27 protein-coding genes are annotated in these 26,916 nt (G+C 70.5%); 20 read left to right on the top strand and 7 right to left on the bottom strand.

The genetic code is table 11. From position 1 onward, the window contains the following. The first annotated feature begins 108 nt into the window (after nucleotides 1–108). The 7 genes from lepA (at nucleotide 109) to ACLQ3F_RS28090 (ending at nucleotide 7,603) form a co-directional block, all read left to right on the top strand. The gene (gene lepA / locus ACLQ3F_RS28060) at nucleotides 109–1,986 is read left to right on the top strand and encodes a translation elongation factor 4 (RefSeq protein ID WP_091409831.1); all 1,878 of its coding nucleotides are present in this window, start codon (nucleotides 109–111) and stop codon (nucleotides 1,984–1,986) included. Nucleotides 1,987–2,350: 364 nt separating this feature from the next. Then, nucleotides 2,351–2,635 (top strand): GlsB/YeaQ/YmgE family stress response membrane protein, encoded by a 285-nt coding sequence (locus tag ACLQ3F_RS28065; protein WP_357233897.1) that lies wholly within the window; start codon nucleotides 2,351–2,353, stop codon nucleotides 2,633–2,635. 612 nt (nucleotides 2,636–3,247) lie between these two features. Then, on the top strand, nucleotides 3,248–3,532 hold the full coding sequence (locus ACLQ3F_RS28070) for a GlsB/YeaQ/YmgE family stress response membrane protein (RefSeq protein WP_357208614.1): 285 nt from the start codon (nucleotides 3,248–3,250) through the stop codon (nucleotides 3,530–3,532). A 250-nt stretch (nucleotides 3,533–3,782) separates the two neighbouring features. Further along, nucleotides 3,783–5,069: a sugar ABC transporter substrate-binding protein gene (locus ACLQ3F_RS28075; RefSeq protein ID WP_425852454.1), complete on the top strand. Its 1,287-nt coding sequence runs from the start codon at nucleotides 3,783–3,785 to the stop codon at nucleotides 5,067–5,069. After that, nucleotides 5,066–6,052 carry a carbohydrate ABC transporter permease gene (locus ACLQ3F_RS28080; protein WP_357207702.1) on the top strand — a complete coding sequence of 329 codons (987 nt, stop codon included), beginning with the start codon at nucleotides 5,066–5,068 and terminating at the stop codon, nucleotides 6,050–6,052. Before ACLQ3F_RS28075 ends, ACLQ3F_RS28080 begins: the two co-directional genes overlap by 4 nt. After that, nucleotides 6,049–6,879, top strand: coding sequence for a carbohydrate ABC transporter permease (locus ACLQ3F_RS28085; protein WP_238678492.1), 831 nt, complete (start codon nucleotides 6,049–6,051; stop codon nucleotides 6,877–6,879). The genes ACLQ3F_RS28080 and ACLQ3F_RS28085 overlap by 4 nt, the downstream gene beginning before the upstream one ends. A gap of 82 nt (nucleotides 6,880–6,961) precedes the next feature. Next, nucleotides 6,962–7,603, top strand: a complete 642-nt coding sequence (locus tag ACLQ3F_RS28090) for an MOSC domain-containing protein (protein ID WP_425852456.1) — start codon at nucleotides 6,962–6,964, stop codon at nucleotides 7,601–7,603. Nucleotides 7,604–7,707: 104 nt separating this feature from the next. On the opposite strand, the gene ACLQ3F_RS28095 is transcribed toward ACLQ3F_RS28090, so the two are convergent. Both ACLQ3F_RS28095 and ACLQ3F_RS28100 read right to left on the bottom strand, forming a co-directional pair. Next, complete coding sequence (locus ACLQ3F_RS28095; RefSeq protein ID WP_091409805.1) at nucleotides 7,708–8,610, bottom strand: phytanoyl-CoA dioxygenase family protein; 903 nt, start codon at nucleotides 8,608–8,610, stop codon at nucleotides 7,708–7,710. Between the two features lie 221 nt (nucleotides 8,611–8,831). After that, nucleotides 8,832–9,692, bottom strand: a complete 861-nt coding sequence (locus ACLQ3F_RS28100; protein ID WP_357207708.1) for a hypothetical protein — start codon at nucleotides 9,690–9,692, stop codon at nucleotides 8,832–8,834. 316 nt (nucleotides 9,693–10,008) lie between these two features. Between ACLQ3F_RS28100 and ACLQ3F_RS28105 the strand changes: the two genes are divergently transcribed. Beyond that, nucleotides 10,009–10,773: an SDR family NAD(P)-dependent oxidoreductase gene (locus ACLQ3F_RS28105; protein ID WP_355009284.1), complete on the top strand. Its 765-nt coding sequence runs from the start codon at nucleotides 10,009–10,011 to the stop codon at nucleotides 10,771–10,773. Between the two features lie 63 nt (nucleotides 10,774–10,836). On the opposite strand, the gene ACLQ3F_RS28110 is transcribed toward ACLQ3F_RS28105, so the two are convergent. Next, complete coding sequence (locus ACLQ3F_RS28110) at nucleotides 10,837–11,625, bottom strand: enoyl-CoA hydratase-related protein (RefSeq protein WP_425852458.1); 789 nt, start codon at nucleotides 11,623–11,625, stop codon at nucleotides 10,837–10,839. A 19-nt stretch (nucleotides 11,626–11,644) separates the two neighbouring features. On the opposite strand from ACLQ3F_RS28110, the gene hemW reads away from it, so the two are divergent. After that, complete coding sequence (gene hemW, locus ACLQ3F_RS28115; protein ID WP_425852600.1) at nucleotides 11,645–12,868, top strand: radical SAM family heme chaperone HemW; 1,224 nt, start codon at nucleotides 11,645–11,647, stop codon at nucleotides 12,866–12,868. A gap of 66 nt (nucleotides 12,869–12,934) precedes the next feature. On the opposite strand, the gene ACLQ3F_RS28120 is transcribed toward hemW, so the two are convergent. After that, nucleotides 12,935–13,576 carry a DUF4870 domain-containing protein gene (locus ACLQ3F_RS28120; protein ID WP_425852460.1) on the bottom strand — a complete coding sequence of 214 codons (642 nt, stop codon included), beginning with the start codon at nucleotides 13,574–13,576 and terminating at the stop codon, nucleotides 12,935–12,937. Nucleotides 13,577–13,801: 225 nt separating this feature from the next. Between ACLQ3F_RS28120 and hrcA the strand changes: the two genes are divergently transcribed. The 3 genes from hrcA to ACLQ3F_RS28135 all read left to right on the top strand — a co-directional run bounded on the left by hrcA (nucleotide 13,802) and on the right by ACLQ3F_RS28135 (nucleotide 16,781). After that, nucleotides 13,802–14,824 (top strand): heat-inducible transcriptional repressor HrcA, encoded by a 1,023-nt coding sequence (gene hrcA, locus ACLQ3F_RS28125; protein WP_355009281.1) that lies wholly within the window; start codon nucleotides 13,802–13,804, stop codon nucleotides 14,822–14,824. Between the two features lie 75 nt (nucleotides 14,825–14,899). Next, nucleotides 14,900–16,045 (top strand): molecular chaperone DnaJ, encoded by a 1,146-nt coding sequence (gene dnaJ, locus ACLQ3F_RS28130; protein ID WP_181518639.1) that lies wholly within the window; start codon nucleotides 14,900–14,902, stop codon nucleotides 16,043–16,045. 1 nt (nucleotide 16,046) lies between these two features. Next, nucleotides 16,047–16,781, top strand: coding sequence for a 16S rRNA (uracil(1498)-N(3))-methyltransferase (locus ACLQ3F_RS28135; protein WP_357264131.1), 735 nt, complete (start codon nucleotides 16,047–16,049; stop codon nucleotides 16,779–16,781). A 4-nt stretch (nucleotides 16,782–16,785) separates the two neighbouring features. On the opposite strand, the gene ppk2 is transcribed toward ACLQ3F_RS28135, so the two are convergent. Then, complete coding sequence (gene ppk2 / locus ACLQ3F_RS28140; protein ID WP_425852462.1) at nucleotides 16,786–17,697, bottom strand: polyphosphate kinase 2; 912 nt, start codon at nucleotides 17,695–17,697, stop codon at nucleotides 16,786–16,788. Between the two features lie 72 nt (nucleotides 17,698–17,769). Next, nucleotides 17,770–18,531, bottom strand: a complete 762-nt coding sequence (locus tag ACLQ3F_RS28145; RefSeq protein ID WP_425852464.1) for an SDR family NAD(P)-dependent oxidoreductase — start codon at nucleotides 18,529–18,531, stop codon at nucleotides 17,770–17,772. A gap of 91 nt (nucleotides 18,532–18,622) precedes the next feature. Between ACLQ3F_RS28145 and ACLQ3F_RS28150 the strand changes: the two genes are divergently transcribed. The 8 genes from ACLQ3F_RS28150 (at nucleotide 18,623) to ACLQ3F_RS28185 (ending at nucleotide 26,019) form a co-directional block, all read left to right on the top strand. Then, on the top strand, nucleotides 18,623–18,982 hold the full coding sequence (locus ACLQ3F_RS28150; protein WP_357204758.1) for a histidine triad nucleotide-binding protein: 360 nt from the start codon (nucleotides 18,623–18,625) through the stop codon (nucleotides 18,980–18,982). A 26-nt stretch (nucleotides 18,983–19,008) separates the two neighbouring features. Then, nucleotides 19,009–20,376, top strand: a complete 1,368-nt coding sequence (locus tag ACLQ3F_RS28155; RefSeq protein WP_425852465.1) for a serine hydrolase domain-containing protein — start codon at nucleotides 19,009–19,011, stop codon at nucleotides 20,374–20,376. Nucleotides 20,377–20,506: 130 nt separating this feature from the next. Beyond that, nucleotides 20,507–21,565, top strand: a complete 1,059-nt coding sequence (locus ACLQ3F_RS28160; protein ID WP_145792520.1) for a PhoH family protein — start codon at nucleotides 20,507–20,509, stop codon at nucleotides 21,563–21,565. A 15-nt stretch (nucleotides 21,566–21,580) separates the two neighbouring features. Continuing rightward, nucleotides 21,581–22,054, top strand: coding sequence for an rRNA maturation RNase YbeY (gene ybeY, locus ACLQ3F_RS28165; RefSeq protein WP_355009276.1), 474 nt, complete (start codon nucleotides 21,581–21,583; stop codon nucleotides 22,052–22,054). After that, nucleotides 22,030–23,454 (top strand): hemolysin family protein, encoded by a 1,425-nt coding sequence (locus tag ACLQ3F_RS28170; RefSeq protein ID WP_355009334.1) that lies wholly within the window; start codon nucleotides 22,030–22,032, stop codon nucleotides 23,452–23,454. Before ybeY ends, ACLQ3F_RS28170 begins: the two co-directional genes overlap by 25 nt. After that, nucleotides 23,447–23,833, top strand: a complete 387-nt coding sequence (locus tag ACLQ3F_RS28175; RefSeq protein WP_355009275.1) for a cytidine deaminase — start codon at nucleotides 23,447–23,449, stop codon at nucleotides 23,831–23,833. The genes ACLQ3F_RS28170 and ACLQ3F_RS28175 overlap by 8 nt, the downstream gene beginning before the upstream one ends. Nucleotides 23,834–23,838: 5 nt before the next feature. Continuing rightward, nucleotides 23,839–24,735 carry a GTPase Era gene (gene era, locus ACLQ3F_RS28180; RefSeq protein WP_387354928.1) on the top strand — a complete coding sequence of 299 codons (897 nt, stop codon included), beginning with the start codon at nucleotides 23,839–23,841 and terminating at the stop codon, nucleotides 24,733–24,735. A gap of 153 nt (nucleotides 24,736–24,888) precedes the next feature. Continuing rightward, a complete protein-coding gene (locus tag ACLQ3F_RS28185; RefSeq protein WP_425852468.1) occupies nucleotides 24,889–26,019 on the top strand; it encodes an acyltransferase family protein in 1,131 nt (376 codons plus the stop codon). Here the strand turns inward: ACLQ3F_RS28185 and ACLQ3F_RS28190 are convergent. Beyond that, nucleotides 26,006–26,815 carry a DUF4097 family beta strand repeat-containing protein gene (locus tag ACLQ3F_RS28190; protein ID WP_425852469.1) on the bottom strand — a complete coding sequence of 270 codons (810 nt, stop codon included), beginning with the start codon at nucleotides 26,813–26,815 and terminating at the stop codon, nucleotides 26,006–26,008. The genes ACLQ3F_RS28185 and ACLQ3F_RS28190 overlap by 14 nt on opposite strands. Between the last annotated feature and the right edge of the window lie 101 nt (nucleotides 26,816–26,916).

A 26,916-nucleotide genomic window follows, 5' to 3' on the forward strand; every position in this document is an offset into this window, starting at 1 on the left:
CGGGTCGTTCCATCGCCCGCGCAGTGGGTGCACCCCGGCGGCGTGGGAACATAGAGGGGGTCGGCGGCGCGCCGGCCTGTTCACGTCAGCCGACCAGAACGGACCGCTGTGCCACCGAAGCTCGATCCCGGCGCGAACGCCCCTGGTGCCACCGACCCCGGTCGCATCCGGAACTTCGGCATCATCGCCCACATCGACCACGGGAAGTCGACCCTGGCCGACCGGATGTTGCAGCTCACCGGTGTGGTCGACCCGCGGCAGATGCGCGCGCAGTACCTGGACCGGATGGACATCGAGCGCGAGCGCGGCATCACCATCAAGAGCCAGGCCGTCCGCATGCCGTGGACCATCCGCGAGGGTGAGCGGGCTGGTGAGCAAGCGGTGCTCAACATGATCGACACTCCGGGGCACGTGGACTTCACGTACGAGGTGTCCCGGTCGTTGGCCGCCTGTGAGGGTGCCGTGCTGCTGGTCGACGCCGCGCAGGGCATTGAGGCGCAGACCCTGGCCAACCTCTACCTGGCCCTCGAGAACGACCTGCGCATCATCCCGGTGCTCAACAAGATCGACCTGCCGGCCGCGCAGCCGGAAAAGTACGCCGAGGAGTTGGCCCACCTGATCGGCGGTGACCCGGCCGACTGCATCCGGGTCTCCGGCAAGACCGGCGAGGGCGTTCCGTACCTGCTCGACGAGATCGTCCGGCAGTTCATCCCACCGGTCGGTGACGCCGTGGCGCCCGCCCGGGCGATGATCTTCGATTCGGTGTACGACGTCTACCGTGGCGTCGTCACGTACGTGCGGGTCATCGACGGTCGGATCAGCGCCCGCGACCGGATCAAGATGATGTCCACCGGCGCGGTGCACGAGCTGCTGGAGATCGGTGTCATCTCACCCGAGATGGTCAAGGCCGAGGCGCTCGGCGTCGGCGAGGTCGGCTATCTGATCACCGGTGTGAAGGACGTCCGGCAGTCCCGGGTCGGTGACACCGTCACCATCAACAGCCGGCCGGCGGCCGAGGCGTTGGGTGGCTACAAGGACCCGAAGCCGATGGTCTACTCCGGCCTCTACCCGATCGACGGGTCCGACTACCCCAACCTGCGCGAGGCGTTGGACAAGCTCAAGCTCAACGACGCCGCCCTCGACTACGAGCCGGAGACCTCCGGCGCGCTCGGGTTCGGCTTCCGCTGCGGCTTCCTCGGCCTGCTCCACCTGGAGATCATCCGGGAGCGGCTGGAGCGCGAGTACAACCTCGACCTGATCTCCACCGCGCCCAACGTCGTCTACCGGGCGATCACCGACGACGGCGAGGAAATCGTCGTCACCAACCCGAGCGAGTACCCCACCGGCAAGATCGCCGAGGTGTACGAGCCGGTGGTCCGGGCCACGGTGCTGACGCCCAACGACTACGTGGGCGCGGTCATGGAGCTCTGCCAGGGCCGGCGCGGCACCCTGCTCGGCATGGACTACCTCTCCGCCGACCGGGTGGAGCTGCGCTACACGCTGCCCCTCGCGGAGATCATCTACGACTTCTTCGACCAGTTGAAGAGCCGTACCAAGGGCTACGCCTCACTCGACTACGAGCCCTCCGGCGAGCAGGCATCCGACCTGGTGAAGGTGGACATCCTGCTGCACGGCGAGCCGGTGGACGCGTTCAGCGCCATCGTGCACAAGGACAAGGCGTACAACTACGGGGTCACCATCGCCGCCAAGCTGCGCACCCTGATCCCGCGCCAGCAGTTCGAGGTGCCGATCCAGGCGGCCATCGGCAGCCGGGTCATCGCCCGGGAGACCATCCGGGCGATCCGTAAGGACGTGCTCGCCAAGTGCTACGGCGGTGACATCAGCCGTAAGCGCAAGCTGCTGGAGAAGCAGAAGGAAGGCAAGAAGCGGATGAAGATGGTCGGCCGGGTCGAGGTGCCGCAGGAGGCCTTCATCGCCGCCCTCTCCTCCGACTCCGGCGACGGCAAGGCCGCCGGCAAGAAGTAGTTCGTACCGCCGTACGCGCCCGGGTGCCATCCGCACCCGGGCGCGTCGCGTTTCGGGGTGCGCTCGCCCACCCTGGCCCCGGTGCGCCGCCGTGCCTGCCGGCCGCCGAGCGCTGCGGTTCGGTGCGTGCGACCACCCGTGCGGAAATTTTTTCGGTCGTTGCCGCGGGGTTGGTGGATCGAGGAGATGGGCTCCTACCTGTGTGGACGTACTCCCGCGCCAACCGACGCACCTCCGAAGCATTGACAACCGGCGTTGTCTTTTGAGGTGAGTCGGTTTGGGCTTTCGGTGGGTCGGGCACTTAGTCGTCACGACAGGAAGCACACACCTCGTGTGTCAGACATTCTTTTGAAGGAGGGCGACCGTGGAGTTCACCGTGTGGGGCATCATCACTGCGATCGTTGTTGGTCTCATCGTCGGCGCGCTCGGCCGCCTGGTCGTCCCGGGTAAGCAGAACATGCCGATCTGGCTGCACATGCTGATCGGTATCGGCGCGGCCCTGCTGGGCACCGTCCTGGCCCGGGCCATCGGCATCGCGACCGAGACGAGCGGCATCGACTGGGGCGAGCTGCTGGTGCAGGTCGTGCTGGCCGCGATCGCCGTCGCGCTGGTGGCCGGTGTGGGTGGCCGCCGCCGCGTGACCCGGTAACACCAGCAACTCGTAGTACCGCAAACCTTCGAGGGGCGCTCGGCCATCAGGCCGGGCGCCCCTCGGTGCTTGATCGAGTTCGATCGACGAGGGTCTGATCCGGCGAATCGCTGCGTCCGACTCGGCCGCAGTGTCGTCCAGCCCTCAGTGCGCGCCGCGCCCTGCGTCCTGCGCCTTTGTCCGGGGCCCGTGTCCTGCCCCCCCGCGCGTCCGGGCGCCCCGTGTCCTGCCTCCCGCGTCCGGGCGCCCCGTCCAGCGCCAAGATCGCGCTCCATCCTGGTTGTAGTGGCTTCCACCTGGCCGCGATACCACTACAACCAGGATGAAGCGCGATCTTGGGTGCGATACGGGACGGGCACACTGGAGCGTGAGCGCGAGACGCGGTTCGAGCAGTACCGCGGAGTCACGGAGTCACGGAGTCACTCCCGACCGGGCCGATCTTGCACTGCGGGGCGCCGGGCGCGGGGCGGTTTGTGGTCCGTGCCTGTGTTCATCAATTCGTGATCGTCTGGGCCGTGTAGTCGGTTTGGATTTTCGGTGGGTAGGGCAATTAACGGTCACGACAGGAAGCACACGCACCGTGTGTCAGACATTCTTTGAAGGAGGGTGGCCGTGGAGCTCACCGTGTGGGGCATCATCACTGCGATCGTTGTTGGTCTCATCGTCGGCGCGCTCGGCCGCCTGGTCGTTCCGGGTCGGCAGAACATGCCGATCTGGCTGCACCTGCTGATCGGCATCGGCGCCGCGCTGCTGGGCACCGTCCTGGCGCGGGCCATCGGCATCGCGACCGAGACGAGCGGCATCGACTGGGCCGAGCTGCTGGTGCAGGTCGTGGTTGCCGCGATCGCTGTCGCGCTGGTGGCCGGTGTGGGTGGCCGCCGCCGCGTGACCCGGTAACGACCTGGCATCATCTGGCGACACAGCACCACCGCTAGGACAGTACGACTGAAAGAGCGCCCGGCTGAGAGCCGGGCGCTCTTTCGTGCTGATAGGCCCAACTTCGGACGGATGTTGGAGTGCCGGTCGTCGGGCCGCTGCGGTACGGTCGCCACGCTTCGGCCAGTCCCGCCCACTGTCGTAAAGGAATTCGCCGTACTAGGGTGCGGCGGAGAAGGTTAGTTCCAGGCGGCGCGAGGGGAGAAGTGGCGTGAACAGGTGGAAGCGGCTGGCCCCGGTCACCGCCATGGTGGCCTCGGCCGCGATGGTGCTGACCGGCTGTGGAGGGTCCGGCGACGACGCGGCCGACGACAGCAAGCTCACGGTCTGGATGATGGGTGAGGGCGGGGACGCGCAGAACTCCTTCCTCGACGGGGTCGAGGCCGAGTTCCGCCAGAAGCACCCCGACACCGATGTGGTCGTGCAGTACATCCCCTGGCTGGAGGCGCCCAAGAAGTTCCAGGCGGCGCTCGCCGGCGGTGAGGGGCCGGACATCACCGAGCTTGGCAACACCGAGACTCAGGGTTGGGCCGCCCAGGAGGCGCTCGCCGACGTGAGTGGTCGGATGGGCGGCTGGGCCGACGGCAAGGATCTGCTGCCCGACCTGGTGCGCAACGCTCAGCTCGACGGCAAGCAGTACGGCGTGCCCTGGTACGCGGGTGTGCGGGCGATCTACTACCGCACCGACTGGTTCGCCGAGGCCGGCGTGCAGCCCCCGAAGACCTGGGACGACCTGGTCACCGTTGCCAAGACTGTGCAGGCGAAGAAGAAGGGCACCTACGGCATCGCCCTGCCCGGCAACTCCGAGCTGCCCTTCTACTCCTTCCTCTGGGGTGCCGGCGGCGAGATCGCCAGCAACCAGGGCGGCACCTGGAAGTCCGGTTACACCACGCCCGAGGCGCAGCGGGCCGTCAAGTTCTGGACCGATCTGGTGACGGTGCACAAGGTCGCCCCGCCGGCGGCGGCGGGTTGGAACGAGATCGACGCGCGTACCCAGTTCGCCACCGGCAAGGCCGCGATGGCCTTCGCCGGTAGCTGGCAGCAGGGCGCCATCAAGAAGGACAACCCCGAGATCGAGAAGGTCTGGGGTACGTTCCCGATCCCCGGCCCGGACGGCAAGGCGGCGCCCGGTTTCGCGGGCGGCTCGGACGTGGCGATCTGGAAGGACAGCGAGCGGCAGGACCTGGCCTGGGACTACCTGACCGTGCTGCTGAACAAGAAGAACGCGCAGAGCTTCGCGAGCAGCCTCGGCTTCTTCCCCGTCTACCAGGACCTGGTCTCCGGTGACGCGTACGCGAACGACAAGGTGATGGCGTCGTTCGCCACCACGATGCAGAACACCAAGCTCACGCCGCTCACCCCGAAGTGGGTGGAGGTCAGCCGGACGAAGACGGTGACCCAGGCAATGAACAGCTCGGTCATGAAGGGTCAGAAGACGGTCGAGAAGGCTACCGCCGACGCGGCCGCCGAGATGGAAGGCATCTTGAACAGCAAGTGAGCCTACAGACCAAAAACCCGGAGACGTCCGCCGCGCGGGAGACCCCCGCGCGGCGGCGTCGCCGGGTGGACCGCCTGCCCTACCTGCTGCTCCTGCCCGCCCTGCTGATCATCGGAGTGCTCCTGCTCTGGCCGCTCGGCCAGGTGGTGGGGATGTCCTTCTACCGGCTGAACAGCGTCCGGCAGCTGCGCGGCGATCGGGAGTGGCCGTGGGTGGGGCTCGGCAACTACGCCGACATCCTCTCCGACCCGTTCTTCCTGACCGTGCTGCGCAACACGGTCCTGTTCGCCGCGGCGAACGTGCTGCTCACCATGGTGCTCGGCACCCTGGTGGGGCTGCTGCTCAACCGGCTTGGTCGAAAGATGGCGACGTTCGTGGCCAGCTGCGTGATGCTCGCCTGGGCCACCCCGGCGCTGACCGGCACCATCGTCTGGAAATGGATCTTCGACGATACGAGCGGCCTGGTCACGTGGCTGTTCAATGCGTTGCCGGACGGGCTCTCGACCAGCCTGTTCGGGCGCAGCGACTGGACCGGTTACGGCTGGTTCAACTCGCCGCTGCTCTTCTTCGCCATCCTCACCCTGGTGGTGGTCTGGCACTCGTTCCCGTTCATCGCGGTGAGTGTGCTGGCCGGTCTCAAGAGCGTGCCGAGCGAGTTGCACGAGGCGGCCCGGGTGGATGGTGCCAGCCCGTGGCGGGTCTTCTGGAAGATCACGTTCCCGCTGCTGCGTCCGGTCTTCGGGATCCTGATCGTGCTCTCCACCATCTGGGACTTCAAGGTCTTCACCCAGCAGTTCGTGCTGGCCGGCGGCACCCAGGACCGGCCGACGTTCATGCTCGCCATCTACTCGTACGCCGAAGCCTTCTCCCCGCCGCCCAAGTACGGGCTCGGCGCTGCCATCGCGGTGATCCTCACGCTGATCCTGCTCGTGGTCACCGGCTTCTACGTACGGATGGTGCTCAGGCAGGAGGACGAGTCGTGAAGAAAATCGCCCTCAACGGCGCCGGGCTGCTGGTCGCGCTCTTCGCGGCGTTCCCGGTCTACTGGATGATCTCCACCTCGCTGAAGCCGAGCAACGAGATCTTCTCGGCCACCCCGCAACCGGTGCCGACCCATCCGACGTTGGCGCACTACCGGGAGATCCTGACCGGCAACCTGATCCCCGGCGTCAGCTTCCTGGACTTCTTCCTCAACAGCGCGCTGGTCGCCGTCTCCACTGTGGTGCTCAGCGGCCTGGTGGCGTTGCTCGCCGCGACCGCTGTGGCCCGGTTCCGCTTCAAGCTGCGGACCAGCTTCCTGATCATGCTGCTGGTGGTGCAGATGATCCCGCTGGAGGCGTTGGTCATCCCGCTGTTCCTGATGATCCAGCGGCTCGGGCTCTACAACACCCTGCCCAGCCTGATCCTCACGTACCTCGGTTTCTCGCTGCCGTTCGCGGTCTGGATGCTGCGCGGCTTCGTCGCCGCGGTGCCGAAGGAACTGGAGGAGGCGGCGGCGATCGACGGGGCCAGCCGGGCCCAGATCTTCCGCCGGGTGCTCTTCCCGCTGGTCGCGCCCGGCCTGGTGGCGACCAGCATCTTCTCCTTCATCACCGCGTGGAACGAGCTGATCTTCGCGTTGACGTTCATCAACGACCAGGGCAGTTACACCCTGCCGGTGGCGATGACCTTCTTCTTCGGTCGGGACGACACCAACTGGGGGCCGGTGATGGCCGCGTCCACCCTGTTCACCCTGCCGGTCATCATCTTCTTCCTGCTGGTGCAGCGCCGGATGGTCTCCGGCCTGGTGGCCGGCGCCGTCAAGGGCTGACCCCGCGTCGGACGGGCTGGGCGGTGCCGAGCCCGTAGCCGGGCGGACTGCTCGGCGGCGAACCGCCACTAGGCTGGCCGTCATGACGGGCAGGGTGGCAGCGGTGAACCTCGGCGTGGTGACCGAGGCGGAGTGGGCCGGCGATGCGAGCGGCCGCAGCGGCATCGACAAGCGGCCGGTGGACGGCCCGGTGCCGATCCGCTTCGACGGGGTGGTCGGCGACTTCATCGGAGAGCGAGCCCATCACGGCGGCCCCGACCAGGCGGTCTACGCCTACGCGGAGGAGGACGCCGCATGGTGGGCGGCGGAGCTGGGCCGCGACGTCCGGCCGGGTGGCTTCGGGGAGAACCTGTCCACCTACGCGGTCGACGTGACCGGCGCGGTGATCGGTGAGCAGTGGCTGGTCGGTTCAGCGCTGCTCCAGGTCACCAAACCGCGTACGCCGTGCACCACCTTCGCCGGGTTCTGGGGCGTACCGGATCTGATCAAGCGGTTCACCTCCCGGGCGCTGCCCGGCGCCTACCTGCGGGTGCTGCGCGAGGGGGAGGTCGGCCCGGGCGACCTGGTCGAGGTGGTGGACCGGCCGGCGCACGGTGTGACCATCGGCGAGGTGTTCCGGGCGACCAGCCTGGAGCCGGAGTTGCTGCCTCGGTTGCTCGAGGCGGAGGAGCTGCCGGAGTCGATCCGGGAGAAGGCCCGTCGCCGCCTCGCCGCCCGTGGCTAGCTGGTCGGCGTAAGCCCACGCGGCCGGCGACCACCGGCGTCGACATGTGGAACGGCCCCCCCGCCATCGCTGAGCGTGACGGGGGGCCGTTCCACGAGCAGGGATCAGCGGAGCCAGGGGATGTTGCGGTCGAGCAGACCGCGCTCCTTGAGCTCCTTGCGCAGCGGGATCTCGTCGTCGACGTACCCGTCCCAGTTGATGCCCCAGTAGTTGGCGGTGTGGGTGCCCTCGCCGATCAGCTGGCGCTGCACCGGGGTGCGGTTGCGGTACCACTCGCCGTTCACGTCGGGGTGCAGCTCGTCCAGCGGACGGATCCACCGGTAGGTGTAGCCGACGAAGAGCATCTTGCGGGTGATGGTCGACAGGTTCGTCGACCGCGAGTGCCACTGCCGGCGGTCGAAGATGAAGGCGTCGCCCGGGTTGGCGGTGATCTCCACCGTGCCCTCCGGGTCGGGGTTCTGCACGGTCAGGTCCGCCGGCCGGGGCAGCGAGTTCTTCAGGTGGCTGCCCGGGATGACCTTGGTGGCACCGCGGCCGGTCTCGGAGAGGTCCGACAGCACGTACGCGACCTTCAGCGAGAACATCGGCCGAGGCAGGTTCGGGTCCATCGTCTCCGGGTCGGAGTTCTGCCGGTACCCGTCCTGGTGCCAACCCCAGTACGGCTTCTCCGGCTCGGCGGCCGGCGGGGTGACGTCCAGGTGGTTGTGGTGGGTGTAGATGTTCCAGCCGGCCAGCCCCCACATGTACGGGAAGGCGATCGGGTGGGTCAGCAGCTCACCGAAGAGCTCGTCGCGCTCCAGGAAGCCCAGCAGGTGCAGGGTGCCGTCCTTCTTGGTGGTGCCCTTGGCCTGCTCCTCCGCGTAGACGCGGTCGACAGCCGCCTCCAGCGCCGCCCGGTGGTCCTCCGTCAGGACGTTGCGCAGCAGGAGGAAGCCCTGCTCGTGGAACTCCTTGCGGTCAGTGTCGCTGATCGGTTCGTAACCGGTCCGGTCGCCGTAATCGAACACCGCGTCGTACCCCTCCCCATGAGGTGAAACCTTTTCTGGCACAGGCCGCCGATCGTAACGCGGCTGTCCAGGCCTCGGGGAGGGCGTGGTGCGGGATTGGGCCACGGCGGGACCCCACGCAGCGAGAGAAACGCACAGAGTGAGATCTGCGTGATCAATAGTGCGATTCAGTGCGCATTGCCCGATTGTGCGGTGACTGCCGGTTAAGAGATCCGGGTCGGTCAACCCTCGTTGAACACCTCGGCGACCACCTGACCGGCGGGGTTCTGGCGGCCGTCCACCCGGCCCCACGAGCCGCCGCGGGCGGTCCACTCCAGGTCGCCGAAGCGGACCCGCTTCACGCCGTGGTCCTGGGCGTGCGAGACCAGCCAGTGCGCGTACCGCCAGCCGTCGCGCTGGTCGCCCGGAGTCACCGCCAACCCGGTCTGGTCGGTCGGGTCGGTGCCCTTGAGCCCCCAGTCCAGCACCAGATTGCGGGTCAGTTGCGCGGCCGCGGCCGCACCGTGCATCGCCGGGGTGCGCCCCACGGTGCAGGCGACCGCGCCGCTGGCGTCGCCGAGCAGGGCCCGGCTGAGCACCTCGGAGTCGTCGGCCCACTTCTGGTACGCCTCGGGGAACGCCGAGCGCTGCACCCGCTGGGCGGCGTCGGTGACGCGCATCTTCTCCCAGCCGCGCACCTTCTTGAGGGCCGCGTAGAACCGGTTCGCCGCGTACCGCGGGTCGCGGATCTGCGCCGGGGTGCCCCAGCCCTGGCTCGGCCGCTGCTGGAACAGGCCGACCGAGTCGCGGTCGCCGTCGGCGAGGTTGCGCAGCCCGGACTCCTGGTACGCGGTGGCGAGCGCGACCACGACGGCCCGCTCGGGCATTCCGCGCTTCGCGCCGATCGCCGCGATGGTCGCCGCGTTGGCCATCTGGTCGGCGTCCAGCGCGACACGTCCGTCGGCCTGCACCGTGCACTTGCGTGCCACCAGCGGCAACCTGAGGTTGTCGCCGACCTGTCGTACGACGAGCCAGATCGCGATCACGGCGACGAGGATGAGCACCACTCCACCCGCCACGGTTGCCCGAGTTCGCACCCACACCCCCAGATCGACAGTCCGACAAGCGTACGTCCCCGCAGGCCCCTTCCGGGTCGTCCGAGCGGTTCGGGCCCGGCCTGGCCGACTCCGACCGGTTCGGGGCCGGCTCCGCTGCCGCGTACCGGTTGGCGACGTTCCCGCTCCGGTCGCGATCTCACCTGCCACGCCCCTCCGACCCGCTGCAGGGCTGTCGTGCGCGTCACCGGGTACGCGGTATCGGGAAGCGATTGACCGGTCAAGGACTTAACTCGGTTGACATGTCAATCCGACCTACCGCCGCAAAGCCGGGCGCGTTGGTCAGTGAACGAGGAGGAGTTCCATGGGAACGCTTGATGGCAAGGTCGTGCTGATCACCGGCACCGGCGGGGGCCTGGGCCGCGTCGCGGCGCTGACCTTCGCCCGCGAGGGCGCGAAGGTCGTCGGGGCCGACCTCCAGGTCGCGGGTAACGACGAGACCGTCGAACTCGTCCGGCGCGCGGGCGGCGAGATGACCGGCATCGCGCCGGTCGACCTCACCGACCCGGAGCAGGTACGCAAGCTCGTCGACGACGCCGCGGCCGCCTATGGCGGGCTCGACGTGGTGTACAACAACGCCGCCGCGCTCCGCTTCGGCCCGATGCCCGACTTCTCCGTGGAGGACTGGCGCTACACCATCACCGGAGAACTCGACATTCCGTACTTCGTGTCGAAGTTCGCCTGGCCGCACCTGGTCCGACGCGGCGGCGGCGTCATCATCAGCGCCGCCTCCATGGCCGGAATGATCGGCGGCCACGTCCCGCCGATGGTCGGTCACACCGCCGCGAACGCCGGCATCATCGGCATGACGCGACAGCTCGCCCTCGAAGGTGCGCCCCACGGCATCCGCGCGGTGGCGGTCAGCCCCGGGCCCACCCTCACCCCGGCCAGCGAACGCGACCTCGGTGACAACCAGGAGGCGCGGGACGCCATCACGGCCAAGACGCTTCTCAAGCGCTTCGCGCGCCCCGAGGAGGTCGTCGAGCTGGTGGTCTTCCTCGCGTCCGACCGGGCGTCGTACATCACCGGGGCGAACTACCCGGTCGACGGCGGCGCGACCGCCTGGTGACCCGACCCGCGCTGACCGGACCGGAGACCGGGGCGCCGCCGAACGACGGTGGCGCCCCGACCGTCAGTCGTCGAGAGCGGGAACCCAGCGCGCCGGTCGCTTCTCCCGGAAGGCCATGACCCCCTCGCGCCCCTCGTCGGAGAGGAAGTAGCCCGTCGAGACGGCGGAGAGTCGGGCCAGGTCGGCGCGCAACTCGGCGGTGCCCGGTCGACGCAGCAGCTCCTTCGCGCCGGCCAGCGCACCGGGGGCGCCGCGCACCAGCGAGTCGCAGTAGCCCCGTACCGCGTCGTCCAACCCGTCCGCCGGGACCGAGGCCGTCACCAGGCCGACCTCGACGGCGCGGCGGCCGTCGAAGGTGTCCCCGGTCAGGTACAGCTCGGCGGCGGCGCGCGGGTGCAGCCGGGGCAGCACGGTCGCAGAGATCACCGCCGGGATCACCCCGATGCGCACCTCGGTGAACGCGAAGGTCGCCTCGTCGGCGCAGACCGCCAGGTCGGCGGCGGCGATCAGGCCCAGCCCGCCGGCCCGCGCCGGTCCGCCGACCCGGGCCAGCACCGGCTTCGGGCACTCCCAGAGCGCCGCGAGCACGTCACCCAGCATCCCGGCCGGCACCGTCCCGCTGGCGTACGCAGCAGCGGTCTCCTTCAGGTCCGCGCCGGAGCAGAACACCGGGCCGGTGTGGTCGAGCACGATCACTCGCACCGCCTCGTCGGCGACCGCGTCCGCCAGCCCGGCCAGCAACTGGGCCATCAGGGCGGTGGAGAGGGCGTTGCGGTTGTGCGGGCTGTCGAGCGTGAGGGTGGTCACCCCACGGGCCGTAGCGACCCGCACGAGGACGTCGGGAGAGGTCATGCCGGGCACACTAGTGGCCATGCCCGGCGTCCTTCCAGATGGTGAGACCGTCCCCGTCGACGGATCGTTGCCCGCCACCGCCACCGCGGCGGTCGGCGCGCGCGGCTTCGGCGTGTACGTGCACGTGCCGTTCTGCGCCAGTCGCTGCGGATACTGCGACTTCAACACCTACACCGCTGCCGAACTGGGCGGCGGCGCGAGCCGCGAGGGGTACGCGGACACGGTGCTGGCCGAGCTGAGGCTCGCCGCCCGGGTGCTCGGCGACACTCCGCCGCCCCGGGTCGACACCGTCTTCGTCGGCGGCGGCACGCCGACCCTGCTCCCCGCCGACGACCTGGCCCGCATCCTCGACGGCATCAACAGCACGTGGGGGCTGGCCGCCGACGCCGAGGTGACCACCGAGGCCAACCCCGAATCGGTCACCCCGGAATCGTTGAAGCTGCTGCGAGCTGCCGGCTACACCCGGATCTCGCTGGGCATGCAGTCCGCCTCCCCGGGGGTGCTGGCGATCCTGGACCGCAAACACAGCGCCGGCCGGGCCACCGCCGCCGCCCTGGAGGCCCGCGACGCCGGGTTCGAGCACGTCAACCTGGACCTGATCTACGGCACCCCGGGGGAGCGTCCCGAGGACTTCGCCGCCTCGCTGGAGCAGGTCGTCGCCGCAGGGGTGGACCACGTCAGCGCGTACGCCCTGATCGTCGAGGACGGCACCCGGCTCGCCGCCCGGATGCGGCGCGGCGAGCTGGCGTACCCCAGTGACGACGTGGCCGCGGACCGCTACCTGGCCGCGGAGGCCGCGCTCGACGCGGCCGGGCTCTCCTGGTACGAGGTCTCCAACTGGGCGCGCACCGACGACGCCCGCTGCCGGCACAACCTGCTCTACTGGACCGGCGCGGACTGGTGGGGGCTGGGGCCGGGGGCGCACAGCCACGTCGGCGGGGTCCGCTGGTGGAACGTGAAGCACCCCTCGGCGTACGCCAAACGGTTGGCCGCCGGGGAGTCTCCCGGCCTGGCCCGGGAGGTGCTCACCGTCGACGAGGCGCACATGGAGGACGTGATGCTCCGGCTGCGGTTGGCCAGCGGTCTCCCGCTGGCGGTGCTCGACGCTGCCGGCAGGGCCGGCGCCGAGCGGGCCCTGGCCGGCGGTTTGCTGGCAGCCGACGACTACGCCGCCGGCCGGGCGGTGCTCACAGTGCGCGGGCGGCTGCTCGCCGACGCGGTCGTGCGTGACCTGCTGCCCTGAGTGGCCCACCGCTCCGGGACCGGGACGGCCGTGAATCGGGCCGGCCGGGGGAGCGGCCGGCCCGGTTCACTTGATGAAGCTGGCAGTCATCGGGTAGCGGTACGGGGTGCCCTCGTTGGCCTTCATGCCGGCGATGATCCCGAACAGAATCTGGATCACCACGACGGCGATGCTGGGCAGGAAGAGCAGGCACCAGCTCACGAAGAGCAGTACGAACGCGATGATCGACCAGAGGATCTGGAAGTTCAGAGCGGCGATAGCGTGCGCCCGGACGGTCGGCGACTGCTGGCCACGGGCCAGGTAGGCGATCAGCGGGGCAACGAAGCCCAGCGGACCGAAACTGACCAGCGCGCCGAGCGCGCCGCCGAAGTGCGCGACCAACGCCCAGGTCTTGTCCTCGTTGTTGGCGTAGCCACCGCCGGGGCCGCCGTAGGCCCCACCGGCCGGGTAGCCGCCGGGCGGGTAGCCGCCGGGCGGGGGATAGCCCCCGGGCGGGGGGTAGCCGCCTGCCGGAGGGTAGCCGCCTGACGGCGGTTGGTCACCGGTGGGCGGCGGATAGCCACCGGGCGGGGGATAGCCGGCCGGGCCGGGCGCCCCGGACAGTGGTGCGGTGGGCGGCTCGGCCGACGGGTACGGCCCGGGGGAGGTGGGCTCCGGCGGGTAGTTGCCGGGGTCGCCCGACCCGGGAGGGCGAGGAGGTTCAGTCATGGATGTCACGGTAGGTGCCGGTGGCAACGCCGCACCAGAGCGACTTCGCCTCGCAGTGCGGGCCGATCGGCCCAACAGGGTGTCGTGGGCCGCACCGAAGGGTGGCCGTTGATCATCGCGTGGGCGGGCCCGCCGACGTAGACTGGCACTCGCTACAGTCGAGTGCCAGGACGGCCCGGCCGGCCCAGAGCGCCGGCGGCCGACGTGCGACAGGAGGTGCGGAGGATGGGTCTCGACGACCGGAAACTCGCCGTGCTCCGCGCCATCGTCGAAGACTACGTCTCCACCCAGGAGCCGGTCGGCAGCAAGGCGCTGGTCGAGCGGCACCAGCTCGGGGTCTCCCCGGCCACGGTCCGCAACGACATGGCCGTGCTGGAGGAGGAGGGCTACATCCGGCAGCCGCACACCAGTGCCGGCCGGGTGCCCACCGACCGCGGCTACCGCCTCTTCGTCGACCGGTTGTCCCGGGTCAAACCGCTCAGCCCGGCCGAGCGCCGGGCCATCGAGCGCTTCCTGGTCGGCGCGGTCGACCTCGACGACGTGGTGCACCGCACGGTGCGGTTGCTCGCCCAGCTGACCCGACAGGTCGCCGTCGTGCAGTACCCGAGCCTGGCCCGATCCTCGGTGCGTCACCTGGAGCTGGTGCCGATCTCCACCACCCGGCTGATGCTCGTCATGATCGCCGACACCGGGCGGGTGGAGCAGCGACTCGTGGAGCTGCCCGGCCCGGTGCCCGCCGACGACGTCACCGACCTGCGCCGACTGATCAACGAGAAGCTCGCCAACGCCCGGCTGTCCGAGACGCCCCCGCTGGTGCAGGCGCTGGTCGAGGAAGCGCCGCCCGGCCTGCGTCCGACCATGACCACGCTCGCCACCGTCCTGCTGGAGACGCTCGTCGAGCGGCACGAGGAGCGGATCGCCCTCGCCGGCACCGCGAACCTCACCCGGGGCGGCCTGCTCGATTTCCAGGGCTCCCTGCGGCCGATCCTCGAAGCTCTGGAGGAGGAGGTCGTGCTGCTCAAGCTCATCGGTGAGACAGAGCCGAGCACGACCCGGGTGCTGATCGGCGACGAGAACGAGTTCGACAACCTGCGAGCCGCCTCGGTGGTCAGCACCGGGTACGGCCCGGGCACCACCATCCTGGGCGGCCTGGGGGTGCTGGGGCCCACCCGGATGGACTACCCCGGCAACATCGCCACGGTCCGCGCCGTGGCACGCTACGTGGGCGAGTTGCTGGCCCAGAACTGATTGGTCAGGGCCGATGCGGCCGGCTGCGGCCGCCGACCGGCGCAACGCGAGACGAACATGAGGACACGGAACGCAGTGGCCAGGGACTACTACGGCATTCTCGGTGTGAGCCGGGAAGCCTCCGATGACGAGATCAAGCGCGCCTACCGCAAGCTGGCGCGCCAGTTCCACCCGGACGTCAATCCGGACCCGGAGGCTCAGGAGAAGTTCAAGGACATCAACGCCGCGTACGAGGTCCTCTCGGACGACCGTAAGCGGCAGATCGTCGACCTGGGTGGTGACCCGCTCGCCCCTGGTGGCGGCGGTGCCGGCGGCCCGGGTGGCCCCGGAGGCGCTGGCCCGTTCGTCGGTTTCCAGGACATCATGGACGCGTTCTTCGGCGGTGCCGGAGGTGGCGCCCGTGGCCCCCGTCCGCGTACCCGCCCTGGGGCCGACGCGATCCTGCGGCTCGAACTCGACCTGCACGAGACGGCCTTCGGCGTGGAGGCCCCGATCACCGTCGACACGGCGGTGCTCTGCACCACCTGCTCCGGCGCCGGCACGGCCGCCGGCACGCACCTGGCGACCTGCGAGGCGTGTGGTGGTCGGGGCGAGGTGCAGTCGGTGCAGCGCACCTTCCTCGGCCAGGTGGTCTCCGCCCGGCCGTGCACCGTGTGCCAGGGCTACGGCACCACCATCCCGCACCCCTGCCCCACCTGCGCCGGCGACGGCCGGGTGCGGACCCGCCGTTCGCTGACCGTCAAGATCCCGGCCGGTGTCGAGGACGGCATGCGGATCCGGCTGGCCCAGCAGGGCGAGGTGGGCCCCGGCGGGGGCACCGCCGGCGACCTCTACGTGGAGATCCACGAGCGCCCGCACGACGTGTACTCCCGCAAGGGCGACGACCTGCACTGCCGGGTCACGGTGCCGATGACGGCGGCGGCGCTGGGCACCCGGCTGACCATCAAGACGCTGGACAGCGAGGAGACCGTCGACGTCAAGGCCGGCACCCAGCCGGCCAGCACGCTGCGACTGCGCGCCCGGGGCGTGCCGCACCTGCGCGGCACCGGCCGGGGAGACCTCTACGTCCACCTGGACGTGCGGACGCCAACCAAGCTCGACCCGGACCAGGAGAAGATGCTGCGCGACTTCGCCAAGACCCGTGGTGAGGAGGTCGCCGAGCTGTCCAAGCAGGGCGGCTTCTTCTCCCGGATGCGCGACGCGTTCAACGGGCACGCCTGAGGTGTCCGCGCCGCTGTTCCTGGTGGAGGCGCTGCCCACCGGCGACGCGCTGACCCTGGACGGCCCGGAGGGGCACCACGCCGCGACAGTGCAGCGGTTGCGCGTCGGCGAGGAGCTTCTGCTCGCCGACGGCCGGGGTGGCACGGCCGCCGCCGTGGTCACGGCCGTCGGCCGGGGCAGCCTGGAGGTCACCGTCACCTCCCGGGGGTACGCGGACGCGCCAGTACCCCGACTGGTGACGGTGCAGGGCATCGCCAAGGGCGACCGGGGTGAGCTGGCCGTGCAGGCGATGACCGAGGTCGGGGTGGACGAGATCGTGCCCTGGGCGGCATCGCGTTCGGTGACCCAGTGGCGCGGTGACCGGGGCGTACGCGCCCGGGAGAAGTGGGTGGCCACCGCACGGGAGGCGGCCAAGCAGGCCCGCCGGCCGTGGCTGCCGGTGGTGGCGGGTGCGCCGGACGAGTCCACCGCCACCGTTGCCCGCCGGATCGCCGGTGCCGCCGTCGGGTTCGTGCTGCACGAGGAGGCCGACGACCGGCTCACCACCGCCGAGCTGCCCTCCACCGGCGAGATCGTGCTGGTGATCGGCCCGGAAGGTGGCATCGCCCCGGCCGAGTTGACCGCCTTCGTCGAGGCCGGCGGGCGACCCGTACGCCTCGGGCCGGCCGTGCTGCGCACCTCCACCGCCGGGGTGGCGGCCCTCAGCGTGCTCGCCGCCCGCCTCGGCCGCTGGTGACCGTTCAGGGCCTCGGGAACACCGGTACGACCTCCTCCTCCGGCCCCAGGTCCAGCCCAGCGTTTCCGATGATCTGCGGGTCCGGTGTGCCGACCACAGCGGGGTCCTTGCCGGTGTAGTCGAAGCGGTGCAGCACGTGCCGCATCGCCTCGAGCCGGGCCCGCTTCTTGTCGTTGCTCTTCACCACCGTCCACGGCGCGTCGGCCGTGTCGGTCCAGAAGAACATCGCCTCCTTGGCCTCGGTGTAGTCGTCCCACCGGTCGAGTGAGGCGATGTCCATCGGAGACAGCTTCCACTGCCGGACCGGGTCGACCTGACGGATCGCGAACCGGGTGCGCTGCTCGTTCTGGGAGACGGAGAACCAGAACTTGACCAGCCGGATGCCCGAGCGCACCAGCATCCGTTCCAGCTCCGGGGCCTGCCGCAGGAACTCCAGGTACTCCTTGCGGCTGCAGAAGCCCATCACCCGCTCCACGCCGGCCCTGTTGTACCAGGAACGGTCGAACAGCACGATCTCGCCGGCCGCCGGCAGGTGTGCCAGCCAGCGCTGGAAGTACCACTGGGCGGCTTCCCGCTCGTCCGGCTTGGCGAGCGCCACCACCGACGCGCCACGCGGGTTGAGGTGCTCCATGAAGCGTTTGATGGTGCCGCCCTTGCCGGCCGCGTCCCGGCCTTCGAAGAGGATCACCAAACGCTCGCCGGACTCCTTGATCCAGTCTTGGAGCTTCAGCAGCTCGATCTGGAGCAGCCGCTTGTCACGGTCGTACTCGTCGCGGTCCAGTCGCTCGTCGTACGGGTAGTCCTCGCGCCAGGTCTCGACAGGGGTGCCGTCGGGGCGGAGCAGGACAGGGTCGTCGTCGTGGCCATCGGCCACCCGGTAGTCGGCGGTGAGGTCCAGCAGCGCGGAGTCGGCCATGTCGGTGAGACTTACCCGCCCACGAACCGCCAACCACATCCCTGGCCAGGTGATTTGCCGCTGGAGTTGACCTCAGCTGCGCAGGTAGGAAGCGCCGTTGAGGTCGACGATCGTGCCGGAGGCCCACTCGGCCTGCGGCGAGGCCAGCCAGTGCACGGCGGCGGCGATCTCCTCCGGTTTGCCCACCCGGTCGAACGGGCTCTGCGCCCGGATGGCCACGCCCTCCTCACCGCGCAGGTACTCGGTGACCATGTCGGTCGCCACGAAACCCGGCGCGACGGTGGCGATCGTGATGCCGTACGGCGCGAGAGCCACGGCGAGGGACTGGCCCAGCGCGTTGAGCCCCGCCTTGCTGGCCCCGTACGCCGGCTGGTGTGGCTCGCCGCGGAACGCGCCACGGGACGAGATGTTGACGATCCGCCCTCCGCGTTGGCGCATGTGCTGGGCGGCGCACCAGATGGCGTTGCCGGCGCCGGTCAGGTTGGTCTCCAGCACCTGTCGCCAGCGTTGCTGCCACTCCTCGTACGAGGCGCCGAAGATCGGGTGCGGGTCGTCGCGGTCGCCGTACGTCCCGGCGTTGTTGACCAGCACGTCCAGCCCGCCGAGCAGTTCGGCGGCCCGGTCCACCATGACCCGGACCGCGTCCGGGTCGGTGAGGTCGGCACGGACCACCACGTGCCCGGTGCCCGGCAGCTGCGCGCGCAGCTCCTCGGCCGCCTCGGCGGAGTCCCGGTGGTGGATGGCCACCCGGTCACCGCCGGCTGCGAACGCCTCCGCCACCGCGCGGCCGATCCCGCGCGAGGCCCCGGTCACGAGTACCGCCCGATCCGTCATGCCGGCCATCCTGCCTCAGCCGTGGCTCTCCCCTGCGAACGGGCATGCCAGGCCGGAGGGTCCCCGGCCCGTTGGTCCCTACACTGCTCCGATGGGATCCGACTGCCTGTTCTGCCGCATCGTCGCCGGGGAGATCCCGGCCACAGTGGTCCGGGAGACCGACACCACGCTCGCCTTCCGCGACATCGACCCGAAGGCGCCGGTGCACATCCTGGTCATTCCGAAGGAGCACTACGCCGACGTCGCCACGCTCGCCCAGGGTGACCCGGCGCTGGCCGCCGACGTGCTGGCGACGTCCGCCGCCGTGGCCGAGGACGAGGGGCTGCTCGGCGACGGTTTCCGGCTGATGTTCAACACCGGCGCGTACGGCGGGCAGGAGGTGTTCCACGTGCACGCGCACCTGCTCGGTGGTGCGCCGCTCGGCCCGATGCTCGCCCGGGACCTGGCGTGACCCCAGGGGCGGCACCCGGCTCACCGGTGGATGAGCACCTGGCCCGGTTGGTCCGGCGGGTGCAGGCCGAATCGCGGGTTCCGGCGGTCTCCGCGGCCCTGCACCGGGCCGACCGACCGCTCTGGAGCTGCACCGTCGGCGAGACCGGCACCGACAGCCCTCTGGGCGCGGGCACCCAGTTCCGGATCGGCTCGATCACCAAGACGTTCACCGCGGTGCTGGTTCTGCAGTGCCGCGACGACGGGCTGCTGGACCTGGACGACCCGGTGGGCCGGCACCTGGACCTCCCGGCGCACGGCGAGCTGACCGTACGCCGGTTGCTGTCGCACACCGGTGGCCTGCAACGCGAGCCGTTCGGCGATGTGTGGGACAGCCTGCGCGCACCGGACGACGCCCAACTGGTCGCCGAGTTGGACCGGGCCGAGCGGGTGCTGCCGACCGGCCGGCGGTTCCACTACTCCAACCTGGGCATGGCCGTACTCGGCCAACTCGTCGCCCGGCTCCGGGGCGTCAGCTGGGCGCAGGCGCTCACCGAGCGGATCCTGACTCCGCTGGGGCTGACCGACACCACGGTGACCCCACGCCCGACGGCGGCCACCGGGTTCCTGGTCGACGCGTACTCCGACGAGGCGCACCCGGAACCGCCGACCGACTTCGGCGCGGTCGGCCCGGCCGCCCAGCTCTGGAGCACCGCTACCGACATGGCCCGCTGGGCGGCGTTCCTGGCCGACCCGGCGGCGCTGGACCCGGCCGGCGCGGTCCTCGCCCCGGCCACCCTGGACGAGATGCGCTGGCCGCTGACCACCACCGACGAGACGCTCTGGGGCGCGGGCTTCGGGCTCGGGCTGATCCTGATCCCGCAGGGGGAGCGGGTGATGCACGTGGGGCACGACGGGGCGATGCCCGGGTTCCTCGCCGGGGCGTACGGCCGCCGCGGCGGTGACGGCACGCCCGGGGCGATGGGCGCCGCCGTGCTCGGCTCGTCCGGCACGGCGACCGATCTGTTCGACCTGTCGCACCGGCTGCTCACCGCAGCGGTCGAGCGCGACCCGGCCGAGATCGAGCCCTGGCGACCCGGCGCACCCGCGCCGGCGGCCCTGCGGGGTGTGCTCGGCCGCTGGTGGGGCGAGGGCTCCGAGTACGTCTTCTCGTGGCACGACGGCACCCTGCGGGCGCGCGGGGTCGGCGACCCGACCGGACGTCCGCCGGCGATCTTCACCCCGCTGCCGGACCAGCCGGACGTGTTCCGGGTGGTCTCCGGTCGGGAGGTCGGGGAGCTGCTACGGCTGACCCGGGACGAGGCCGGAGCGGTGGTCCGGATGCACTGGGCGACGTACCGGTTCACCCGCCACCAGGAGACCTTCGACCGGTACGACTTCCGGGCCGGGAGTTGATCGCGGCCAGCGGAAATGGGCGCGATGCGCCCCGCGTTGAACCGATACGATGGGTGTAACGTCCGCACGCCAGGCCAGCAGGCCGGCGCCGAGATCGAGAGCAGGTGCGCAGGGCCCTTCGGCCCAACCTATGACCGGCACCCCACCTCCCGGCCCGCCCCGGGTGCAGACCAGGATCACCGTGCCCGACCCGAAGATCATGGTCAATCTGCTCGGCGCAGGCGACGAGATCCTCAGGCTCGTCGAACGCTCGGTCACCAGTGACGTGCACGTTCGCGGCAACGAGATCACCATCACCGGTGACCCCGCGGACAACGCCCTCGCCGAGCGGGTCTTCAGCGAGCTCCTCGAACTCATCGAGAAAGGCGAGACCCTGACCAGTGACGCCGTCCGGCGTACCGTCGGCATGCTCGAGCAGGGCAGCGCCGAGCGGCCCGCCGAGGTCCTGACACTCAACATCCTCTCCCGGCGCGGGCGCACCATCCGCCCCAAGACGCTCGGGCAGAAGAAGTACGTCGACGCGATCGACACCCACACCATCGTCTTCGGCATCGGCCCCGCCGGCACCGGAAAGACCTACCTGGCGATGGCGAAGGCCGTCCAGGCGTTGCAGGCCAAGCAGGTCAACCGGATCATCCTCACCCGACCGGCGGTCGAGGCGGGCGAGCGGCTGGGCTTCCTGCCCGGCACGCTCAACGAGAAGATCGACCCGTACCTGCGCCCGCTCTACGACGCGCTGCACGACATGCTCGACCCGGAGACGATCCCGAAGCTGATGGCCGCCGGCACGATCGAGGTCGCCCCCCTCGCCTACATGCGAGGTCGGACGCTCAACGACGCGTTCATCATTCTGGACGAGGCGCAGAACACGACGCCCGAGCAGATGAAGATGTTCCTCACCCGACTCGGCTTCAACTCCAAGATCGTCGTGACCGGTGACATCACCCAGGTGGACCTTCCCGGCGGGACGAGCAGCGGGCTCCGGGTGGTCCGGGAGATCCTGGAAAACGTCGATGACGTGCACTTCTCCCAGTTGTCCAGCTCCGACGTGGTCCGCCACCAGCTGGTCGGGGAGATCGTCGACGCGTACGCCCGCTGGGACGCCGAGCGGGAGAACCAGCAGGCGCAGGGCGTTCACGCCGTGCCTGGGCGACCCGCCCAGGGTGGCCGGGCCGCCCGCCGCCGCTAAAGCAGAGGAAAGCAGTTGTCCATCGAGATCGCCAATGAGTCCGGTGTCGACGTCGACACCGACGCCGTGCTCGCCGTCGCCCGGCACGCCCTCGACGAGATGGGGGTCAACCCCCTCGCCGAGCTGTCAGTGCTGCTGGTCGACATCGACTACATGACCGAGCTGAACCACCGCTGGATGGGTGGCGACGGCCCGACCGACGTCCTCGCCTTCCCCATGGACGAGGGCAGCGTCGACCACGGCCCGGGTGAGTCCGCACCGGCCGGCGGCGAGCCCGCCCTGCTCGGCGACATCGTGCTCTGCCCGGAGGTGGCGGCCAAGCAGGCGGCGACCGCCGGGCACGCACCGGCCGACGAGCTGCACCTGCTCACCGTGCACGGGGTGCTGCACCTGCTCGGTTACGACCACGCCGAGCCGGAGGAGGAGCGGGAGATGTTCGCACTCCAGGCTCGGCTGCTGTCGAGCTGGCGGTCGACCCGCACCCAGTGATGTCCACTCCTCCGTTACTCGCGGCCGGCGCCACCGCCGGCCTTCCCGACTTTCAGCTGATCGTCTTCGCGGCCGGTCTCGTGGTGCTGGCCGGCCTGATCGCGATGACCGAGGCGGCCCTCGCCGCGGTCTCACCGGCCCGAGCCGCCGAGCTGGCCCGCGACGGCGTGCGTGGCGCCCGTACCCTCCAGGTCGTGGCCGGCGACGTCGTCCGGCACCTCAACCTGCTCCTGCTGTTGCGGCTGCTCGCCGAGCTGACCGCCACCACACTGGTGGCGCTCGTGGCGGTGGACAGCTTCGGCGCCGGCTGGCGGGCCGCATTGGTGACCGCCGGCGCGATGACAGTGGTCAGCTTCGTGGTGGTGGGCGTCGCCCCGCGCACCATCGGCCGGCAGCACGCCTACGCCGTGGGTCGTGCGGTGGCACCGCTGGTCCGCTGGCTGGGCCGGGCGCTCAACCCGCTCGCGTCGCTGCTGATCCTGATCGGCAACGCGGTCACCCCGGGGCGCGGCTTCCGGGAAGGCCCGTTCGCCACCCAGGTGGAGCTGCGGGAGTTGGTCGACCTGGCCGAGCAGCGCGGCGTGGTCGAGCACGGCGAACGCCAGATGATCCACTCCGTCTTCGCGCTCGGCGACACCATCGCCCGTGAGGTGATGGTGCCGCGTACCGAGATGGTGTGGATCGAGGAGGGCAAGACGCTCGCGCAGGCGCTGGCGCTCTTCCTGCGCTCCGGTTTCTCCCGCATCCCGGTGATCGGCGAGAGCGTCGACGACGTGCTGGGGGTGCTCTACCTCAAGGACCTGATCCGGCGCTCCCGTGGAGGGGACCCGCGGGCCGAGCAGTTGCCGGTGGCCGAGCTGATGCGCCCGGCGACCTTCGTACCGGAGTCCAAGCCGGTCGACGACCTGCTGTCCGAGATGCAGGCGGCCCGCAACCACCTGGTCATCGTGGTCGACGAGTACGGCGGCACCGGCGGTCTGGTCACCATCGAGGACATCCTCGAGGAAATCGTCGGTGAGATCACCGACGAGTACGATGTCGAGCGCCCGCCCGTCGAACGTCTGGCGGACTCCTCGGTGCGGGTGACCGCTCGCCTGCCGGTGGAGAATCTCGGCGAGATGTTCGACACCGACCTGCCCACCGACGAGGTGGAGACGGTCGGCGGTCTGCTCGCCCAGTCGCTGGGGCGGGTGCCGATCCCGGGCGCCGAGGCCGAGGTCGCCGGTCTCCGCCTGGTCGCCGAGGGCACCACCGGCCGGCGCAACCGGATCGACACCGTCCTGGTCACTCGGGTGGAGCCGGGCGATGAGCAGGACACCACGGGGCGCGGCGAGCACGCCGGCCCCGGGGACGACACGGACAACTATCGAGACGATGAGAGGCAATCCGCCGATGCCTGAAACACCCACCGCGCCTGCCGCCCGGCCCACCCCCACCGCGTCGGGCGCGCTGAGCGCCGAGGACGGCAAGCTCGTCGTCCTGGCCCGGGGAGCCCGGGCGCGGGTCGGTGCCGTCGAGGGCGCCGCGGTCCGCGACCAGGACGGCCGGACGTACGCGGCGGCCAGTGTCGCGCTGCCGTCGCTGACGCTCACCGCGTTGCAGTTGGCGGTGGCGTCGGCCGTGGCGGCCGGCGCGAGTCGGTTGGAGGCGGCGGTGGTGGTGACCGAGGCGTCGACGCTGGATGGTGCCGGGCACGCGGCGGTACGGGACCTCGCGGCGGACGCACCGGTCCACGTGGCCGCTCCGGACGGCACGGTCCTCGGCACGGTGACCCAGTGAGCCCGGTGCAGGATCCGCAGGCGCGTCCGTACCGGGCGGGGTTCGGCTGCTTCGTCGGTCGCCCCAACGCCGGCAAGTCGACGCTGACCAACGCCATCGTCGGCACCAAGATCGCCATCACCTCGAACAAGCCGCAGACCACCCGGCACGTCATCCGGGCGGTGCTGCACCGACCGGAGTCGCAGCTGGTCCTCGTCGACACACCGGGCCTGCACCGCCCCCGTACGCTGCTCGGCGAACGTCTCAACGACCTGGTCCGCTCCACCTGGACCGAGGTCGACGTGATCGGCCTCTGCATCCCGGCGAACGAGCCGGTCGGGCGCGGTGACAAGTTCATCACCGGTGAGCTGGCCGAGTTGAAGGCGACAGTGCTGGCGGTGGTCACCAAGACCGACCTGGTGGACAAGCGCCAACTGGCGGAGCAGTTGCTCGCGGTCAGCAAGATGGGGGAGTTCGCCGAGATCGTGCCGGTGAGCGCCGTGTCCGGGCACCAGGTGGACACCCTCGTCGACGTGATGACCAAGTACCTGCCGCCGTCGCCGCAGCTCTACCCGGACGACATGCTCACCGACGATCCCGAGCAGGTGCTTGTCGCCGAGCTGATCCGCGAGGCCGCCCTGGAGGGGGTCCGCGACGAGCTGCCGCACTCCATCGCCGTGGTGGTGGAGGAGATGATCCCCGAGGGTCAGGTCATGAAGATCTACGCCGACCTGTACGTGGAGCGGCCCAGCCAGAAGGCCATCGTGCTCGGGCACAAGGCGAGTCGGCTCAAGGAGGTCGGCACCACCGCCCGCAAGCAGATCGAGGAACTGCTCGGCGGTCGGGTCTACCTCGACCTGCACGTGCGGGTCGCGAAGGACTGGCAGCGCGACCCGAAGCAACTGCGCAAGCTGGGCTTCTGACCTACCTCGTCGGCGGTGTCCGACCGGCGGCACCATCGCCGTCGGTCGGGCAGCCGGGGATGCTCACGCCTGGCCGGGACAGCCGTCGTTTGGTACGGGCGCCACGCAGGGTAGGAAAGTCGTGCCCCGCGTCCCCGACCGAGATGCAGGCTGATGCGCAACAGGTACCTCGACCTCCTCCGTGCCCTGGCCATCATTCGAGTGGTCGTTTACCACGTCACCGGATGGGCGACCCTCACCCTCGTCTTCCCCGCCATGTCGGTGATGTTCGCGCTGGCAGGCTCGCTGATGGCCGCGTCGCTGACCCGGGTCGGCCCGGCGGCGGTCGGGCGTCGGTTACGTCGGCTGCTGCCGTCGCTGTGGGTGCTCGCCGTGGTCTTCGTGCCGGCCATGCTGTTCAGCGGGTTGTCGGTGAGCCCTCGGGTGCTGCTGTGGCTGTTCCCGATCGCGGACCCGCCGGCCAACCACTGGGGTGCGCTGGCGCTGAGCACCATCTGGTATCTGCGCGACTATCTCTGGTTCGTGCTCGCCTCGCCTGTCGCGTTCTGGCTGTTCCGGCGTGCCCCGCTGATGACGGTGCTCGCCCCGTACCTCCTGCTGGTGACCATCGAGGTGGGGATCTACCCGGCACCGCCGGTGCTGCGCGAGTTCGGGCTCTACTTCGGCGCGTGGCTGCTCGGCTTCGCCCACCACGCCGGGATGCTGCGCCGGCTCTCCGGCCGACTGCTGTACCCGCTCGCCCTCGCCCTCGCCGTGGGCGGCGGCGCCTGGATCGTCGAGCATCCCGGTCCGCGTGGGTACGACCTGAACGACAACCCCCTGGGCAACGCCCTCTGGTCGGCCGCGTTCATCCTGATCGTGCTGGGCCGGGCGCCGGCCGGGGTGGCCTGGCTGAGCCGGAGCCGACCGGCCGACCGGGCGGTGACAATGCTCAACCGGCGGGCGCTCACCGTCTACCTCTGGCACATGCCGTTCGTGGTGGCGCTCACCCCACTGGTCGACGTGGTGGGCTGGTCCCACCAGGACCCGGTGGGCCTGGCCATCCGGGTGCTGCTGGTCTTCGCCCTGGTCGGGCTGGTCACCCTGGCCGTCGGGTGGGTCGAGGACGTCGCCGCCCGCCGCCGCCCGGAGCTGATCCCCGGTGGCCCGACGCCGTCCGCCGACGCGGCGGCCCGGCCGGGTGCCGAAGCCGGTGCCGGTGCCGGGGCGACCGTCGGACGAGCGGTGGTGCCGGCGCAACGGACGGCCGGGGAGGCAGCCGACGTCGAGATCAACGCTCGCTGATCGTGAGGTTGCCGCTGTTGGCCGAACCGTCGAGCACCAGGGACGCCGCCGGGTTGTCGGCGACGGTGATGGTCTCGTCGCCGGAATCGGCGTTGGACCGGACCCGGTAGCTGCCCTGCGGCACCACCAGCGTGACGTCACCGCTGGAGGCGTGGACCCGGGCCGAGGCGGGCTTGTCCAGCTCCACGTTGACATTGCCCGAGCTGGCCTCGGCGTCGACAGTGCCGCCCAGCCGGCGTGCGGTGATGTCTCCCGACGAGGCGCGCAGCCGTACCGCCGCGGCGGCCTCGTTCACCTCGATGTTGCCCGACTGGGCCTCCACGCCGACCGCGCCCGACGCACCGGAGATCCGCACGTCGCCCGAGCGCACCTGTAGCTCCACGGTGCCGACCCGGCTCAGCTCGACGTTGCCGGAGCTGGTCTCGCCCTTTACCGCCACACCCTCCGGCACCGTCACCTCGTAGGAGATGCTGCATCGCGAGCCACAGTCGGTGTCCAGCACCAACTCGCTGCCCTCGATCTCGTAGCGGGTGTTGTCCGGTTCACCGCCCTGGTAGCGAACCACTCGCTTGATCCGCACCTCGGACGCTGCGCCGGTGCCGCGGATCACCACGTCGCCCGAACCCCCGGAGACCCGGACCGTGGTGATCCGGGCCGCCTCGGTGTTGTCGTAGTCGAGCCGACGGAACGACAGGTTGTCGCACCCGGCGAGCACGATGAGGGTGGTGGCGAGCCCCAGCGCGACGGGAGCGGCGACGCGACGACGGCGGGCGGTGGTGATCAGGTGCAGGGCCATGACCAGCACGCTACGGCCGGGCACGAGGCCGACGCATCGGGGTTCAACCGCGCTTGCACCCCGAACCAACCCTGATTTCACACCCCGAGGGAGAATGGCCC

This window comes from Micromonospora sp. DT15, assembly GCF_049841475.1.
GTDB lineage: Bacteria > Actinomycetota > Actinomycetes > Mycobacteriales > Micromonosporaceae > Micromonospora.

Coding starts and splice junctions, on each gene's coding strand:
- ACLQ3F_RS28160 (WP_145792520.1), top strand. CDS start 20,507: ATGACCGGCACCCCACCTCCCGGCCCGCCCCGGGTGCAGACCAGGATC.
- ACLQ3F_RS28090 (WP_425852456.1), top strand. CDS start 6,962: ATGACGGGCAGGGTGGCAGCGGTGAACCTCGGCGTGGTGACCGAGGCG.
- ppk2 (WP_425852462.1), bottom strand. CDS start 17,697: ATGGCCGACTCCGCGCTGCTGGACCTCACCGCCGACTACCGGGTGGCC.
- hemW (WP_425852600.1), top strand. CDS start 11,645: ATGCCCGGCGTCCTTCCAGATGGTGAGACCGTCCCCGTCGACGGATCG.
- ACLQ3F_RS28145 (WP_425852464.1), bottom strand. CDS start 18,531: ATGACGGATCGGGCGGTACTCGTGACCGGGGCCTCGCGCGGGATCGGC.
- hrcA (WP_355009281.1), top strand. CDS start 13,802: ATGGGTCTCGACGACCGGAAACTCGCCGTGCTCCGCGCCATCGTCGAA.
- ACLQ3F_RS28110 (WP_425852458.1), bottom strand. CDS start 11,625: ATGACCTCTCCCGACGTCCTCGTGCGGGTCGCTACGGCCCGTGGGGTG.
- ACLQ3F_RS28185 (WP_425852468.1), top strand. CDS start 24,889: ATGCGCAACAGGTACCTCGACCTCCTCCGTGCCCTGGCCATCATTCGA.
- ACLQ3F_RS28175 (WP_355009275.1), top strand. CDS start 23,447: ATGCCTGAAACACCCACCGCGCCTGCCGCCCGGCCCACCCCCACCGCG.
- ACLQ3F_RS28105 (WP_355009284.1), top strand. CDS start 10,009: ATGGGAACGCTTGATGGCAAGGTCGTGCTGATCACCGGCACCGGCGGG.
- ACLQ3F_RS28150 (WP_357204758.1), top strand. CDS start 18,623: ATGGGATCCGACTGCCTGTTCTGCCGCATCGTCGCCGGGGAGATCCCG.
- ACLQ3F_RS28120 (WP_425852460.1), bottom strand. CDS start 13,576: ATGACTGAACCTCCTCGCCCTCCCGGGTCGGGCGACCCCGGCAACTAC.
- ACLQ3F_RS28190 (WP_425852469.1), bottom strand. CDS start 26,815: ATGGCCCTGCACCTGATCACCACCGCCCGCCGTCGTCGCGTCGCCGCT.